A 14,610-nucleotide genomic window follows, 5' to 3' on the forward strand; every position below is an offset into this window, starting at 1 on the left:
GCGGATCCCGCGGATCCAATGGCTTGCGAAAGGCGAGGCGTACGATGAGCAAAGAAGTACTGCTGGTTGTTGAGTCGGTATCCAATGAAAAGGGCGTACCGGCTAACGTTATTTTTGAAGCGCTGGAGCTGGCTCTGGCCACTGCTACCAAGAAGCGGTTTGAAGACGAAGTTGATTTGCGTGTGGAAATCAATCGCCACACCGGTGCCTACGAGACTTTCCGTCGCTGGACGGTGGTCGAGGAAGCCGACCTGGATGATCCGGCTATCGAAACCTGGCCGAGCAAGGTTGCAGAAACGCATCCGGGCGCCAAGGTTGGTGATGTAGTAGAAGAAAAAATCGAGTCCATTGAGTTCGGCCGCATCGCTGCACAGACTGCCAAGCAGGTTATTGTGCAGAAAGTTCGCGAAGCCGAGCGCGCGCAAGTCGTCGACGCTTATCGCGAGCGCCTGGGGGAAATCATCTCCGGCACCGTGAAAAAAGTGACCCGCGACAACGTGATCGTCGACCTGGGCAACAACGCCGAAGCGTTGCTGGCTCGCGAAGACATCATCTCTCGCGAAACTTTCCGGGTCGGCGTGCGTTTGCGTGCGCTGCTCAAGGAAATCCGCACCGAGAACCGCGGCCCGCAGCTGATCCTGTCGCGTACCGCGCCGGAAATGCTGATCGAGTTGTTCCGCATCGAAGTGCCGGAAATTGCCGAAGGCCTGATCGAAGTAATGGCCGCCTCCCGTGATCCGGGTTCGCGTGCCAAGATCGCGGTCCGCTCCAAGGACAAGCGCATTGACCCGCAAGGTGCCTGCATCGGCATGCGTGGTTCGCGTGTCCAGGCCGTATCCGGCGAGTTGGGCGGCGAGCGTGTGGACATCGTCCTGTGGGACGACAACCCTGCTCAGTTCGTGATCAATGCCATGTCGCCTGCTGAAGTGGCGGCAATTATCGTCGACGAAGATGCCCACGCCATGGACATCGCCGTTGGCGCAGACAATCTGGCTCAGGCCATCGGTCGCGGTGGTCAGAACGTGCGTCTGGCCAGCCAGTTGACTGGCTGGACCCTGAACGTGATGACCGAATCGGACATCCAGGCTAAACAGCAAGCTGAAACCGGCGACATCCTGCGCAACTTCATCGACGAGCTTGAAGTCGACGAAGAGCTGGCGCAGGTGCTGGTGGATGAAGGCTTTACCAGCCTGGAAGAGATTGCCTACGTACCGGTGGAGGAAATGCTCAACATCGACGGCTTTGACGAGGAGATCGTCAACGAGCTTCGCGCTCGGGCCAAGGATCGTTTGTTGACCAAAGCCATCGCTACTGAGGAAAAGCTGGCAGACGCCCATCCGGCCGAAGACCTGCTCTCGCTTGAGGGTATGGACAAGGATTTGGCGATGGAACTGGCGGTGCGCGGCGTAATTACCCGCGAAGACCTGGCCGAGCAGTCTATTGACGATCTGCTCGACATCGACGGCATTGACGATGATCGTGCCGGCAAGTTGATCATGGCCGCCCGAGCCCACTGGTTCGAGTAATTAGGCGCGGCCTGAGGAGAGAAGTGCATGACGCAAGTCACGGTGAAACAACTGGCCGATGAGGTCAAAACACCGGTAGAGCGCCTGTTGCAGCAGATGCGTGAGGCAGGTCTGCCGCACACCGCCGCCGAGGAACATGTGACCGACAGTGAGAAGCAGTCCCTGCTGACTCACTTGAAGAGCAGTCACAAGGCGAAAGTGGAAGAACCGCGCAAGATCACTCTGCAGCGTAAAACCACCAGCACCCTGCGTGTTGCCGGTAGCAAAAGCATCAGCGTTGAAGTACGCAAGAAGAAAGTCTTCGTACAGCGCAGCCCGGAAGAAATCGAAGCCGAGCGCAAACGCGAACAGGAAGAACGTCGCGCAGTAGAAAATGCTGCTCGTCAGAAGGCTGAAGAAGAAGCCAAGCGTCGCGCCGAAGAAGAAGCGCGTCGCCAGCCTGCTGCTGCGCAAACCGCTACTAACGACGCCGTTGCAGCGCCTGCTGCAGTTGCCGAGCCAGTACGCGAAAGCGCACCGGTTGTAGCCGCTGCTCCAGCACCGTCTGCTGACGTTCGCAACAAGCAGAACGAACAGCGCCGTCCGGACAAGCCACGTGCCGACGATAACAGTCGTCGTGGTAGCGGTGATGGTGAGCGCAAAAACGCTCCGCATCGTGCCTCGGTCAAAGAGAAAGCGCCTGCTCCACGCGTTGCCCCACGTACTACCGACGAAGAAAGCGATGGCTTCCGTCGTGGTGGTCGCGGCAAGGCCAAGCTGAAGAAGCGCAACGCCCACGGTTTCCAGAGCCCTACCGGCCCTGTCGTGCGTGATGTGCAGATCGGCGAGACCATCACTGTTGGCGATCTCGCCAATCAGATGTCGGTCAAGGCTGCTGAAATCATCAAGTTCATGTTCAAACTGGGTACTCCAGCGACCATCAACCAGGTGCTTGATCAGGAAACTGCTCAACTGGTAGCCGAAGAACTGGGCCACAAAGTGACCCTGGTCAGCGATACCGCCCTGGAAGACTCCCTGGCTGAATCCCTGAAGTTTGAAGGTGAGACGTTCTCCCGTGCGCCAGTCGTGACCGTAATGGGCCACGTTGACCATGGTAAGACTTCGCTGCTCGACTACATCCGTCGTGCCAAGGTAGCTGCTGGCGAAGCCGGCGGTATCACCCAGCACATCGGTGCGTACCACGTTGAAACTGACCGCGGCATGGTCACTTTCCTCGATACCCCGGGTCACGCCGCGTTTACCGCAATGCGTGCTCGTGGTGCCAAGGCGACTGACATTGTGATTCTGGTCGTTGCAGCGGACGACGGCGTAATGCCGCAGACCATTGAAGCGGTCCAGCACGCCAAGGCTGCCGGCGTTCCACTGGTTGTTGCAGTGAACAAAATCGACAAGCCGGGCGCTGATCTCGATCGCATCCGTAGCGAACTGTCGGTTCACGGCGTGACGTCGGAAGAGTGGGGCGGCGACACCCCGTTCGTATCGGTTTCGGCGAAAGTCGGTACTGGTGTGGACGAGTTGCTCGAAGCTGTTCTGCTGCAAGCTGAAGTTCTGGAACTGAAAGCGACTCCTTCGGCTCCTGGCCGAGGCGTCGTGGTTGAATCGCGCCTCGACAAAGGTCGTGGTCCGGTTGCTACCGTTCTGGTTCAAGACGGTACCCTGCGCCAAGGCGACATGGTGCTGGTCGGTTCGAACTATGGCCGTGTACGTGCCATGCTCGACGAGAACGGCAAGCCAATCAAGGAAGCCGGTCCTTCCATCCCTGTCGAGATCCTCGGCCTGGACGGTACCCCGGACGCTGGCGACGAGATGAGCGTGCTGTCGGACGAGAAGAAAGCCCGTGAAGTGGCTCTGTTCCGTCAAGGCAAGTTCCGCGAAGTCAAACTGGCTCGCGCTCACGCCGGCAAGCTGGAAAATATCTTCGAGAACATGGGCCAGGCAGAGAAGAAGACGCTTAACATCGTCCTCAAGTCCGATGTCCGTGGTTCGCTGGAAGCGTTGAACGGTGCCTTGAACGGCCTGGGTAACGACGAAGTGCAAGTGCGTGTTGTCGGTGGCGGTGTCGGTGGTATCACCGAGTCCGACGCCAACCTGGCACTGGCCTCCAACGCTGTACTGTTCGGCTTCAACGTGCGTGCCGATGCCGGCGCTCGCAAGATCGTCGAGCAGGAAGGCCTGGATATGCGTTACTACAACGTGATCTACGACATCATCGAAGACGTCAAGAAAGCCCTCACCGGTATGCTGGGCAGCGATGTTCGCGAGAACATCCTGGGTACCGCTGAAGTGCGTGACGTGTTCCGTTCGCCGAAGTTTGGCGCGATCGCTGGCTGCATGGTGATCGAGGGTGTTGTTCACCGTAACCGTCCAATCCGTGTACTGCGTGAAGACATCGTGATCTTCGAAGGCGAGCTGGAATCCCTGCGCCGCTTCAAGGATGACGCTTCCGAAGTACGTGCCGGCATGGAATGCGGTATTGGCGTCAAGAGCTACAACGACGTCAAGGTCGGCGATAAGATCGAAGTCTTCGAGAAGGTCCAGGTTGCTCGCAGCCTCTGACTCGCGCACTTCAAGAGCCGCGCCGGGTAGCCGCATGAACATGCGCTGCCTTGCTGGCGGACTCTAAACGCAACGCCCGGTCTGGCTTTTGCCAGGCCGGGCGTTTGCCGCTTTCAGACCTCGCGGGTTTCACCGTGGGGCAGTAACAGGTAACAAGACATGGCAAAAGAATACAGCCGTACCCAACGAATCGGCGATCAGATGCAGCGTGAGCTGGCCCAACTGATCCGTCGCGAAGTCAAAGACCCGCGCGTCGGCCTGGTCACCATTACCGCAGTGGAAGTCAGCCGTGACGTCGGTCACGCCAAGATTTTCATCACCGTGATGGGCCAGGACAGCGCCGAAGAAATCGCCCAGAGCATCAAGGTGCTCAACTCGGCCGCCGGCTTCCTGCGTATGCAGTTGGCCCGGGAGATGAAGCTGCGCAGCGTTCCACAGTTGCACTTCCACTACGACGAAAGCGTCGTGCGTGGTGCGCATCTGTCGGCCCTGATCGAACGCGCCGTGGCGCAAGACAGTCAGCACCCGGTTGCGGCTGAACCCGAAGACACCAAGGAGTAATCGGTGGCTCAGGTCAAACGTATCCGTCGTAACGTCAGCGGTATCATCCTGCTCGACAAGCCGCTGGGGTTCACCTCCAACGCGGCGTTGCAGAAGGTTCGCTGGCTGCTCAATGCCGAAAAGGCCGGGCACACCGGCAGCCTCGATCCGCTGGCCACCGGCGTGCTGCCGCTGTGCTTTGGCGAGGCGACCAAGTTCTCCCAATACCTGCTCGATTCCGACAAGGGTTATGAAACCCTGGCGCAACTGGGCAAGACCACCACCACGGCGGATGCCGAAGGTGATGTTTTGCTGGAGCGCCCGGTGACCGTTGGTCAGGCCGATATCGAAGCGGTTTTGCCGAAATTTCGCGGGCAAATCAGTCAGATACCACCGATGTACTCGGCTCTGAAGCGTGATGGCCAGCCGCTGTATAAACTGGCTCGTGCAGGCGAAGTAGTGGAGCGTGAACCGCGTTCTGTTACTATTGCGCGCTTGGAATTGCTGGCCTTTGACGGTAATACTGCGCGGCTGGCCGTGGATTGCACCAAGGGCACCTATATCCGCACCCTGGTGGAGGATATTGGTGAACAGCTCGGCTGTGGCGCGTACGTGGCAGAATTGCGACGGACCCAGGCCGGGCCTTTCACGTTGGCCCAGACGGTCACGCTGGAAGAGCTTGAAGCGGTACATGCCGAAGGCGGCAACGAAGCGGTCGACCGTTTCCTGATGCCATCGGACAGCGGGTTGCTGGATTGGCCGCTGTTGCAGTTCTCGGAACACAGTGCGTTCTACTGGCTCAACGGCCAGCCGGTACGTGCCCCGGATGCGCCGAAGTTCGGCATGGTCCGGGTGCAGGATCATAATGGCCGCTTCATCGGTATCGGTGAAGTGAGCGAAGACGGGCGCATTGCGCCGCGTCGACTGATTCGGTCGGAATGACCGGAACCAGCCTGCGTAACAGCGGGTTGGCGAGTGTGGCTGTTAACAGGCACGGTCACTACTCATTTATAGATACAGGGATTTGTCCCTGGCCTGTTGAAGCTGTTTCCTTGAAACAGTTTCCTGACTAAAAGGATTGCCTCATGGCTCTCGACGTTCAAGAAAAAGCTCAAATCGTAGCTGACTACCAGCAAGCTGTTGGTGACACTGGTTCGCCAGAAGTGCAAGTTGCACTGCTGACCCACAACATCAACAAACTGCAAGGTCACTTCAAGGCCAACGGTAAAGATCACCACTCCCGTCGTGGTCTGATCCGCATGGTAAACCAGCGTCGTAAGCTGCTGGACTACCTGAAAGGCAAGGACGTGAGCCGTTACAGCGCTCTGATCGCTCGCCTGGGTCTGCGTCGCTAATCAGCGATTGCGCTAGAGGTTGGTTGTCTGTCGTACGTCAGTGGGTTTCCCGCTGGCGCATGGCAGGCTCCCAGCCTCAAGTTTTATCTGGATACACGTTTTACCCTGGACAGGCGTCGGGCCGATTCCCGCCATTGCCCAAGAATTTCGCAAGAAGACAAGTTCCCCAAGAGCCACAAAGAAGGTAGGACACCGTGAACCCGGTAATCAAAAAATTCCAGTTCGGTCAGTCGACCGTTACCCTCGAGACTGGCCGTATCGCCCGTCAGGCCTCCGGCGCAGTGCTGGTCACCGTTGACGACGACGTCAGCGTATTGGTGACCGTTGTCGGTGCCAAGCAAGCCGATCCAGGCAAGGGCTTCTTCCCTCTGTCTGTTCACTACCAGGAAAAGACTTACGCTGCCGGTAAGATCCCTGGCGGTTTCTTCAAGCGCGAAGGCCGTCCTTCCGAGAAAGAAACCCTGACTTCCCGACTGATCGACCGTCCGATCCGTCCGCTGTTCCCAGAAGGCTTCATGAACGAAGTGCAGGTTGTCTGCACCGTCGTGTCCACCAGCAAGAAAACCGATCCGGACATCGCTGCGATGATCGGTACCTCGGCTGCCCTGGCGATCTCCGGTATTCCTTTCGATGGCCCGATCGGCGCTGCCCGTGTCGCGTTCCACGAAAGCACCGGCTACCTGCTGAACCCGACCTACGAGCAGTTGAAGGCGTCGAGCCTGGACATGGTCGTGGCCGGTACTTCCGAAGCCGTGCTGATGGTTGAATCCGAAGCCAAAGAGCTGACCGAAGACCAGATGCTGGGCGCGGTGCTGTTCGCCCACGACGAGTTCCAGGTGGTGATCAACGCCGTCAAGGAACTGGCCGCCGAAGCCGCCAAGCCAACCTGGACCTGGGCTCCGCAAGCCGAAGCCACCGAGCTGCTGGGCGCGATCCGTGCCGAGTTCGGCGAAGCGATCTCCCAGGCCTACACCATCACCGTCAAGGCCGACCGTTATGCACGCCTGGGCGAGCTGAAAGACCAGGTCGTTGCCAAGCTGTCCGGCGAAGAAGGCCAGCCATCGGCCAGCGACGTCAAAGCCGCTTTCGGTGAAATCGAATACCGCACCGTTCGCGAAAACATCGTCAACGGCAAGCCACGTATCGACGGTCGCGACACCCGTACCGTACGTCCGCTGAACATCGAAGTCGGCGTTCTGCCAAAGACCCACGGTTCGGCACTGTTCACCCGTGGCGAAACCCAGGCGCTGGTCGTTGCAACACTGGGCACCGCCCGTGACGCGCAACTGCTGGACACCCTGGAAGGCGAAAAGAAAGACCCGTTCATGCTGCACTACAACTTCCCTCCGTTCTCGGTGGGCGAGTGTGGTCGCATGGGTGGCGCCGGTCGCCGCGAAATCGGTCACGGCCGTCTGGCCCGTCGTTCGGTCCAGGCCATGCTGCCTGCCGCTGACGTGTTCCCGTACACCATTCGCGTGGTATCGGAAATCACCGAGTCCAACGGTTCGAGCTCGATGGCTTCGGTCTGCGGCGCTTCCCTGGCCCTGATGGACGCCGGTGTGCCGATGAAGGCGCCGGTTGCCGGTATCGCCATGGGTCTGGTTAAAGAGGGCGAGAAATTCGCCGTCCTGACCGACATCCTGGGTGACGAAGACCACCTGGGCGACATGGACTTCAAAGTGGCCGGTACCGCCAAAGGCGTCACCGCACTGCAGATGGACATCAAGATCAAGGGCATCACCGAAGAGATCATGGAAATCGCCCTGGGCCAGGCCCTGGAAGCGCGCCTGAACATCCTCGGTCAGATGAACCAGATCATCGGTCAGTCCCGCACCGAGCTGTCGGAAAACGCTCCGACCATGATCGCGATGAAAATCGACACCGACAAAATCCGTGATGTCATCGGTAAAGGCGGCGCGACCATCCGTGCGATCTGCGAAGAAACCAAGGCTTCGATCGACATCGAAGACGACGGTTCGATCAAGATCTTCGGCGAAACCAAGGAAGCGGCAGAAGCAGCACGCCAGCGCGTCCTGGGTATCACCGCAGAAGCCGAGATCGGCAAGATCTACGTCGGCAAGGTTGAGCGCATCGTCGACTTCGGCGCGTTCGTCAACATCCTGCCGGGCAAGGACGGTCTGGTTCACATCTCCATGCTGAGCGATGCTCGCGTCGAAAAAGTGACCGACATCCTCAAAGAAGGCCAGGAAGTGGAAGTGCTGGTACTGGACGTGGACAACCGCGGCCGTATCAAGCTGTCCATCAAGGACGTCGCAGCAGCCAAGGCATCGGGCGTTTAATCACCCCGCAGCCTAACCGCTGAACAAGCAAACGCCCCGACTGGTTCGGGGCGTTTTGCTGTGTGGTGAAAATCCCTGTGTCGTGGGTTGCCTGGCCACAGGGGACGATGCTAGGTTTAGCCACCGCCCGTGTAGCTCAGTCGGTAGAGCAGCGCACTCGTAACGCGAAGGTCGCAGGTTCGATTCCTGTCTCGGGCACCATCCCCCTCGTTATTTCACTTTCCTGCTCAGCTCTTCGACCGTGCGTTTGAGCTGATCCATCTCGCGATCCTGATCGCTGAGCTCCCGTTTCAGGGACGAAATCTCGCTGTTGCTCGAACTCGAACTGGAGCCGCTATTGCGCTTGAGTTCTTCCACTTGCTTGCCCAGATCGTTCAGGTCGCGTTCCTGTTCCTTGATGGTGCGCTTGAGCTCGTCAATCTCCTTGCTGCTGGAGGTGGAACTGGAGCCACTGTTGCGCTTGAGTTCTTCGATCTGGCGGGCCTGCTCGCTGAGGGCGCGTTTCTGGTTTTCCAGTTCCTCGGCGTTGTTCTTTACGGTTTTTGGCAGGTTTTCCAAGGCGCTGACGCTGACGTTGGTCTTGGAGAGTACGTACTTATCAAATCGGTCATAACGAAGGGCAGGTATGGCGTCGTCGGAAGACGGCCCATCGGAGGAGACTTCAACCGCTGCCTGGGCAACGCCGGTCAAGGTCAGGCTGCCGAGCAGCAAGGTCGCGGTAGCAAGCCGGGTCAACGAACGTTTCGAAAAGCTGCGCATCACTGGGGTTCCTTGTGAAGTGCCGGCATGGCACATGGCTATGACTGGTTATTTTGACAGATGTTCCCAAGCCCCCCTGGTTTCTCAGGCGCATGTTTTTTTGTGGGATAGATGTAAAGAACCGTGTAAATCGTCGGCAAAACGTCCTATATTCATTGCCTGCATGTGCATCGCCCAGCAGTTTTCAGATGATCCCCGAATGGTTCTGAAGGCCAGATAAACCGGGCTTCACACGGTTTTTTGCGTCAGAGAGATCCTTGATGATCCAGATCCATCTTCCATTCCCCAGATCAACGAGAACGCCATGACTGTTAAAGAATTGACCCAGGAAGCCAGGCACGAAGAAGCGCTGAAGAAGTACGTGTTGGATGCGCCCCAGTTGCTGGAAGAGATCAAGGACTTGTCTGCCGATGATCAAAAAGACCAGATCCAATGGGCGTTCGAGGACGAGGCCGAAGCCCAGGGCCTGCAGCCTTGGGAGTTGACGCTCAAGTACACCAGCCCACCTGAAGAATTCGAGGCGCAGCGCCTTGCGTTGCACAAGGAAGCGGCCGAGGTGCTGGGTGTGGAATGGGATGAGTACTGCGAGATGAACAATCTGGTGGTCTGAAAAAAACGCCAGCCTCCAAGGCTGGCGTTTTTTATTGTCAGAGGCTCAAGCGCATCGACAGATCCACTGCCTTCACATCCTTGGTCATCGCGCCGATCGAGATGTAGTCCACCCCAGTCTCGGCAATCGGACGCAACGTGCTTTCGTTGATCCCGCCGCTGGCTTCCAGCTTCGCCTTGCCGCCGTTGAGGCGTACGGCTTCACGCATGTCGTCCAGGCTCAGTTCGTCGAGCATGATGATGTCGGCGTCGGCCGCCAGCGCTTCTTTCAATTCCGCCAGGCTTTCCACTTCGACTTCCACCGGTTTGCCCGGTGCGATCTTGTGGGCGGCGGCGATGGCCTGGGCGATCCCGCCGCAGGCGGCGATGTGGTTTTCCTTGATCAGGAAGGCATCGTACAGGCCGATGCGGTGGTTATGGCAGCCACCGCAGGTGACCGCGTACTTCTGGGCCAGGCGCAACCCGGGCAGGGTCTTGCGGGTGTCCAGCAGCTTGACCTGGGTACCGGCGACAAAGTCGGCCAGGTAACGGGCCCGCGTGGCAACGCCGGAAAGCATTTGCAGGAAGTTCAGCGCACTGCGTTCGCCGGTCAGCAGCGAACGGGCCGGGCCTTCCAGGTGGAACAGTACCTGATCGGGTTTGACCCGGTCGCCGTCGCGCACTTGCCAATGCACCGCGACACGCGGGTCCAGTTGCCGGAACACGGCATCGACCCAGGCCGTGCCACTGATGATCGCCGCGTCGCGGGTAATGATGGTGGCCTTGGCCAGGCGTTCGGCGGGGATCAGTTGCGCGGTGATGTCGCCGCTGCCGATGTCTTCAAGCAACGCACGGCGCACGTTGGCTTCGATTTCGGCGGTCAGATCGGCGAGACGTAGATTCGGCATAACGGGCTCCACAAACAAAGTGGCCTGATTATAGGGTGTCGAAACCTGTATTTGGTCGCGTCCTCGCAACATTTCCTCATTTCCCAGGTCACTTATTGCGCCGTATTTCGAGATGGATCACAGAGTGTGCTGGTACGACAGGGCTGTTTTACCCGATAATCCGCCTTTCGATTGACGTCATAGCTTTGACGTCGCGAGCCGCAGAAAGCCGTTTCAGGAGGCCAGGATGCACAACGACGGGAATGTAGTGCCTTTGCACAAGGTCGCTACCGATCAGGCGAGCCCCTCGCCGCTCGCCCGCCTGCCTGTGATTCTGCTTCAGGTTCGCGACAAGGCTGCCCAGCAGTTGCGCCTGGGCTTGCAGGGGCTGTTCGATAACGCCGACGACACCTTGTTTGAAATGGCCGACCGGGCGCGCGACGACGTCGAGCAGAACCTGTACTTCGAGGCCATGCGGGACCTGCGCCTGAAGCGTAAAAGCATCGAACGTGAATTCATCGAGCAGTTTTTCGAGACCTTCTTCAGCCTCGCCCAATACGACCTGACCCACGCCAGCCTGGCGCCGAACCTGGCGCCAGACAGCCAGATCCAGCGCTCCCAGGACGACCTGGAACGGCATCTGGCGGTCGAGGCAATGGTCACTCGGGTGCTCAGGCGCGATGGCGTGTCGCTGGAACAACTGACGGCCCGGCTCAGTGTGCTGCTGGGCCGACCGCTGGCCAATCAGCACAATCCCCTGAGCCCGGCATTGCTGTGCGAGAAGTTCCTGCAGGCCGGGCGCAACCTGGGCGTGGGAATCAAGGTCAAGCTGATCCTGCTCAAGCTGTTCGAGCGTTATGTGCTCAGCGATTGCGACCAACTCTATACCGAGGCCAACCAGTTGCTGGCCGCCACAGGCATCCTGCCAGAGCTCAAGGTTACGCTGGCGCGCCGGGCGTCGGATCGCACCGAGGATAACCCCAGGCCCGACGCCGAGATGGCTGCCAAGGCCAGCGATGCCGAGGTTGATGACAGTGTGCAGGAAGTGTTCGCCGCCTTGCAGAAACTGTTGATGCAGGTGCGTGGCACTGTGGCGCCGACCCTGGAGCCCAGCGTGCCGCTCCAGCCGATTTCTACCCGTGACCTGCTGCGGCTGCTCTCTCATTTGCAGCAATACGTGCCGGCGCCTGCCGTTCACGACGAGTTCGATTTGCGTAGTCAGCTCGAACAACTGTTGACCCGGGTCAGCGTGCGCAGTGGCAAGTCCCGGGTGGTCGAAGGCGCCGATGAAGACGTGATCAACCTGATCTCGATGATGTTCGAATTCATCCTCGACGATCACAACCTGCCAGACTCCTTCAAGGCCCTGATCGGCCGCCTGCAAATCCCGATGCTCAAGGTCGCGGTGCAGGACAAGAGTTTCTTCAGCCGTGGCAATCATCCGGCCCGGCGACTGCTTAACGAAATCGCAGCTGCGGCCATGGGTTGGGGTGATTGCGACGATCATCAGCGCGACAGCCTCTACCTGCGGATCGAGCAGGTGGTGCAGCGCTTATTGAATGACTTTGTCGATGACCCGGCGATTTTCTCCGAACTGCTGGCCGACTTCCTGGCCTTCACCGGTGACGAGCGGCGCCGCAGTGAGTTGCTCGAACAGCGCATCCGCGATGCCGAAGAGGGCCGGGCCAAGGCCGAACTGGCGCGCCAGCGCGTCGAAGGGGCGCTGAACCAGGTGATGTTGGGCAAAGTCCTGCCACAAGCTGTGGTGGAGTTCGTGCAACACGCCTGGAGCCAGGTGTTGCTGCTGACGTGCTTCAAGCATGGCAAGTATTCCGCCGAGTGGCAGGCCGACGTCTTGACCCTGGAGCAATTGATCTGGAGCGTCCAGCCTCATGATGAACCCGATGCCGGCCTGCGTTTGCTGGCGATAGTGCCCGAACTGCTCAAGGCCCTGCGTGAAGGCTTGAGTCGCTCGGCGTTCGACCCGTTCGCCACCAGCGAGTTTTTCAGTGAGCTGGAAGCCCTGCATGTGCAGGCGCTCGAGGGCATGGGCCAGGCAACGGAGCAGGCCCAGTCGTTCGATTCGCCGGCCATGGTCGAGGTGCTGGAAAAAATCGTCCTGCGTGCCCCGCAAAAATCGGCGGGGGAGAGTGTGGCGGTGCATTTGCCGGCCGATGACGTGGGCCTGCTGCAGGTCGGCCAGTTGCACCTGGGAAGCTGGGTCGAGTTCCAGGAAGACGATGACAACACCCTGCGTTGCAAGCTGGCGGCGATCATCGAGGCCACCGGCAAATACGTCTTCGTCAATCGCACCGGCCTCAAGGTATTGGAGCACAGCCGCACCAGCCTGGCCCTGGAGTTTCGCCGTGGCGCGGCGCGGCTGTTGGACGACACCCTGTTGTTCGACCGCGCGCTGGAGTCGGTGCTGGGCAATCTGCGCCAGCTCAATCGCGGCAAGTGATCGCGCAGCCCGGTCCGATCACGGCATACTGGCGGCATTCACCGTCGTCATCGAAGGAACCTGTATGCAGTTGGACTCCGCGAGCGGTTGGTGCGAGGGGGTGCGTCATTGCCCATCGCCCAACTTCAATGCGCGCCCCGAAGGCGAAATCTCCCTGCTGGTGATCCACAACATCAGCCTGCCACCGGCACAATTCGCCACGGGCAAGGTGCAGGAATTCTTCCAGAATCGTCTGGATGTCACGGAACATCCCTACTTTGCCGGTATCGCCGACCTGCGCGTCTCCGCGCATTTTCTGATCGAGCGTGACGGTACCGTGACCCAGTTTGTCTCTTGTCTGGATCGCGCCTGGCATGCGGGTGTCTCGTGCTTCGAGGGGCGTGAGACCTGTAATGATTTTTCCCTGGGCATCGAGCTTGAGGGCACGGATGATCTGCCGTTCACCGACGCGCAATATGTCGCACTGGTGGACCTGACCCGGCAGTTGCAAGCGGCGTTCAGGGCGATCACTGTGCAGCGTATCTGCGGGCACAGCGACATCGCACCGGGGCGCAAGACCGATCCGGGGCCGGCATTCGACTGGGTGCGCTATCGCGCGGCCCTGACAGAAGGGGAAGGACAATGAGTTTTCTGGTGTTGCTGCTGGCCGTCTGGATCGAGAAGTTCTCGGCCTTGCGCCAGCGGGTCCAGCGCGACGGCGGTTGGCTGCATGAGCTGAACAAGCTCGAGGCGAGCCCACGTTGGGTGAACCGGCCCTGGCTGGTGCTGACGGTGCTGGTTTTACTGCCCGTGGCGCTGCTGGCGTTGCTGCTGTGGGTGCTGGAGCCGGTGGCCTACGGTCTGTTGGCGCTACCGGTGCATTTGCTGGTGGTGATCTACAGCCTGGGGCGCGGTGATCTGCTGGCCGGCCTCGGGCCGTTTCGCGACGCGTGGCGTCGGGAAGACCTGCAAGCGGCGGCCCATGTCGCCAAGCGCGACCTGGACATTGAAGCCAATGACGGTGAGCAGTTGCTGGAGCGGGTCCAGGGGCATTTGTTGTGGCAGGCCTACCAGAGCTTCTTTGCGGTGATTTTCTGGTACTTCGTGTTGGGCCCGGTCGCCGCCCTGAGTTATCGGCTGCTGGCGCTGGCCGCCGAGCACAGCCAGAACCCCGGCGTGGCCGAGCGGGCCGCGCAAATGCGCCATGCCTTCGATTGGGTGCCGGTGCGGTTGCTGGCGGCGAGCTTCGCCCTGGTGGGCAATTTCGTCGCGGTCAGCCGGGTCATGCTGCATGAGCTGCTGAACTGGAACATCAGCGCCGCCGACCTTATCGACAAGGTCGGCCTGGTGGCAGGCGAGATCCCCCGGCCCGTCGCCGGACCGGACGGCATCAACAGCCTGGACCGTCTCTGGGAATTGCTGCTGCGTGCGGCGGTACTCTGGTATGCCGGTTTTGCGTTGTGGACGGTGTTGGCCTGATCAACGTAAGCAAGGTTGTGGCCAGGCGCTTTTGTGGCGAGGGAGCTTGCTCCCGCTCGGCTCTGTAGGAGCTGGCGAAGCCTGCGATCTTTTGATCTTTCGCTTGGGACTCAAGTGTCTGGGGAAAGATCGCAGCCTCGTTGCACTCGACAGCTCCTACACAGCTCCTACACCGTTAAC

General features: G+C 59.7%; 12 protein-coding genes and 1 tRNA gene. 11 read left to right on the top strand and 2 right to left on the bottom strand.

From position 1 onward, the window contains the following. Positions 1-44 precede the first annotated feature (44 nt). From nusA to LOY50_RS04245, 7 genes are all read left to right on the top strand, one after another. Positions 45-1,526, top strand: coding sequence for a transcription termination factor NusA (nusA, locus tag LOY50_RS04215; RefSeq protein WP_003197716.1), 1,482 nt, complete (start codon positions 45-47; stop codon positions 1,524-1,526). 27 nt (positions 1,527-1,553) lie between these two features. Next, the gene (gene infB, locus LOY50_RS04220) at positions 1,554-4,082 is read left to right on the top strand and encodes a translation initiation factor IF-2 (RefSeq protein ID WP_253471556.1); all 2,529 of its coding nucleotides are present in this window, start codon (positions 1,554-1,556) and stop codon (positions 4,080-4,082) included. 159 nt (positions 4,083-4,241) lie between these two features. After that, on the top strand, positions 4,242-4,643 hold the full coding sequence (rbfA, locus tag LOY50_RS04225) for a 30S ribosome-binding factor RbfA (RefSeq protein WP_214512218.1): 402 nt from the start codon (positions 4,242-4,244) through the stop codon (positions 4,641-4,643). A gap of 3 nt (positions 4,644-4,646) precedes the next feature. After that, a complete protein-coding gene (gene truB / locus LOY50_RS04230) occupies positions 4,647-5,564 on the top strand; it encodes a tRNA pseudouridine(55) synthase TruB (protein ID WP_253471558.1) in 918 nt (305 codons plus the stop codon). A 143-nt stretch (positions 5,565-5,707) separates the two neighbouring features. Next, positions 5,708-5,977 carry a 30S ribosomal protein S15 gene (rpsO, locus tag LOY50_RS04235; RefSeq protein WP_003197723.1) on the top strand — a complete coding sequence of 90 codons (270 nt, stop codon included), beginning with the start codon at positions 5,708-5,710 and terminating at the stop codon, positions 5,975-5,977. Between the two features lie 194 nt (positions 5,978-6,171). Next, a complete protein-coding gene (gene pnp / locus LOY50_RS04240) occupies positions 6,172-8,277 on the top strand; it encodes a polyribonucleotide nucleotidyltransferase (RefSeq protein ID WP_003197725.1) in 2,106 nt (701 codons plus the stop codon). A 125-nt stretch (positions 8,278-8,402) separates the two neighbouring features. Further along, positions 8,403-8,478: transfer RNA gene (locus LOY50_RS04245), tRNA-Thr, on the top strand. 9 nt (positions 8,479-8,487) lie between these two features. Here LOY50_RS04245 and LOY50_RS04250 read toward each other — a convergent pair. After that, on the bottom strand, positions 8,488-9,036 hold the full coding sequence (locus LOY50_RS04250) for a hypothetical protein (RefSeq protein WP_258690360.1): 549 nt from the start codon (positions 9,034-9,036) through the stop codon (positions 8,488-8,490). Between the two features lie 304 nt (positions 9,037-9,340). On the opposite strand from LOY50_RS04250, the gene LOY50_RS04255 reads away from it, so the two are divergent. Next, a complete protein-coding gene (locus LOY50_RS04255) occupies positions 9,341-9,646 on the top strand; it encodes a DUF6388 family protein (protein WP_018612842.1) in 306 nt (101 codons plus the stop codon). Between the two features lie 37 nt (positions 9,647-9,683). Here LOY50_RS04255 and nadC read toward each other — a convergent pair whose 3' ends face one another. Then, positions 9,684-10,532, bottom strand: a complete 849-nt coding sequence (gene nadC / locus LOY50_RS04260; protein ID WP_258690361.1) for a carboxylating nicotinate-nucleotide diphosphorylase — start codon at positions 10,530-10,532, stop codon at positions 9,684-9,686. A 226-nt stretch (positions 10,533-10,758) separates the two neighbouring features. Between nadC and LOY50_RS04265 the strand changes: the two genes are divergently transcribed. The 3 genes from LOY50_RS04265 to ampE all read left to right on the top strand — a co-directional run bounded on the left by LOY50_RS04265 (position 10,759) and on the right by ampE (position 14,430). Further along, on the top strand, positions 10,759-12,972 hold the full coding sequence (locus LOY50_RS04265; protein ID WP_253471564.1) for a DUF1631 domain-containing protein: 2,214 nt from the start codon (positions 10,759-10,761) through the stop codon (positions 12,970-12,972). A gap of 64 nt (positions 12,973-13,036) precedes the next feature. After that, entirely contained in the window at positions 13,037-13,597 is a 561-nt protein-coding gene (ampD, locus tag LOY50_RS04270; RefSeq protein ID WP_253471567.1) for a 1,6-anhydro-N-acetylmuramyl-L-alanine amidase AmpD, read from the top strand. Continuing rightward, entirely contained in the window at positions 13,594-14,430 is an 837-nt protein-coding gene (ampE, locus tag LOY50_RS04275) for a regulatory signaling modulator protein AmpE (protein WP_214512224.1), read from the top strand. The genes ampD and ampE overlap by 4 nt, the downstream gene beginning before the upstream one ends. The last annotated feature ends 180 nt before the right edge of the window (positions 14,431-14,610 follow it).

This window comes from Pseudomonas sp. B21-010 (genome assembly GCF_024749325.1).
Lineage (GTDB): Bacteria > Pseudomonadota > Gammaproteobacteria > Pseudomonadales > Pseudomonadaceae > Aquipseudomonas > Aquipseudomonas kilonensis.

Excerpts from the sequence above, each read along its gene's own strand:
- LOY50_RS04255 (WP_018612842.1), top strand. The coding sequence starts at position 9,341 with ATGACTGTTAAAGAATTGACCCAGGAAGCCAGGCACGAAGAAGCGCTG.
- infB (WP_253471556.1), top strand. The coding sequence starts at position 1,554 with ATGACGCAAGTCACGGTGAAACAACTGGCCGATGAGGTCAAAACACCG.
- nadC (WP_258690361.1), bottom strand. The coding sequence starts at position 10,532 with ATGCCGAATCTACGTCTCGCCGATCTGACCGCCGAAATCGAAGCCAAC.
- rbfA (WP_214512218.1), top strand. The coding sequence starts at position 4,242 with ATGGCAAAAGAATACAGCCGTACCCAACGAATCGGCGATCAGATGCAG.
- nusA (WP_003197716.1), top strand. The coding sequence starts at position 45 with ATGAGCAAAGAAGTACTGCTGGTTGTTGAGTCGGTATCCAATGAAAAG.
- ampE (WP_214512224.1), top strand. The coding sequence starts at position 13,594 with ATGAGTTTTCTGGTGTTGCTGCTGGCCGTCTGGATCGAGAAGTTCTCG.
- rpsO (WP_003197723.1), top strand. The coding sequence starts at position 5,708 with ATGGCTCTCGACGTTCAAGAAAAAGCTCAAATCGTAGCTGACTACCAG.
- LOY50_RS04250 (WP_258690360.1), bottom strand. The coding sequence starts at position 9,036 with ATGCGCAGCTTTTCGAAACGTTCGTTGACCCGGCTTGCTACCGCGACC.
- ampD (WP_253471567.1), top strand. The coding sequence starts at position 13,037 with ATGCAGTTGGACTCCGCGAGCGGTTGGTGCGAGGGGGTGCGTCATTGC.
- LOY50_RS04265 (WP_253471564.1), top strand. The coding sequence starts at position 10,759 with ATGCACAACGACGGGAATGTAGTGCCTTTGCACAAGGTCGCTACCGAT.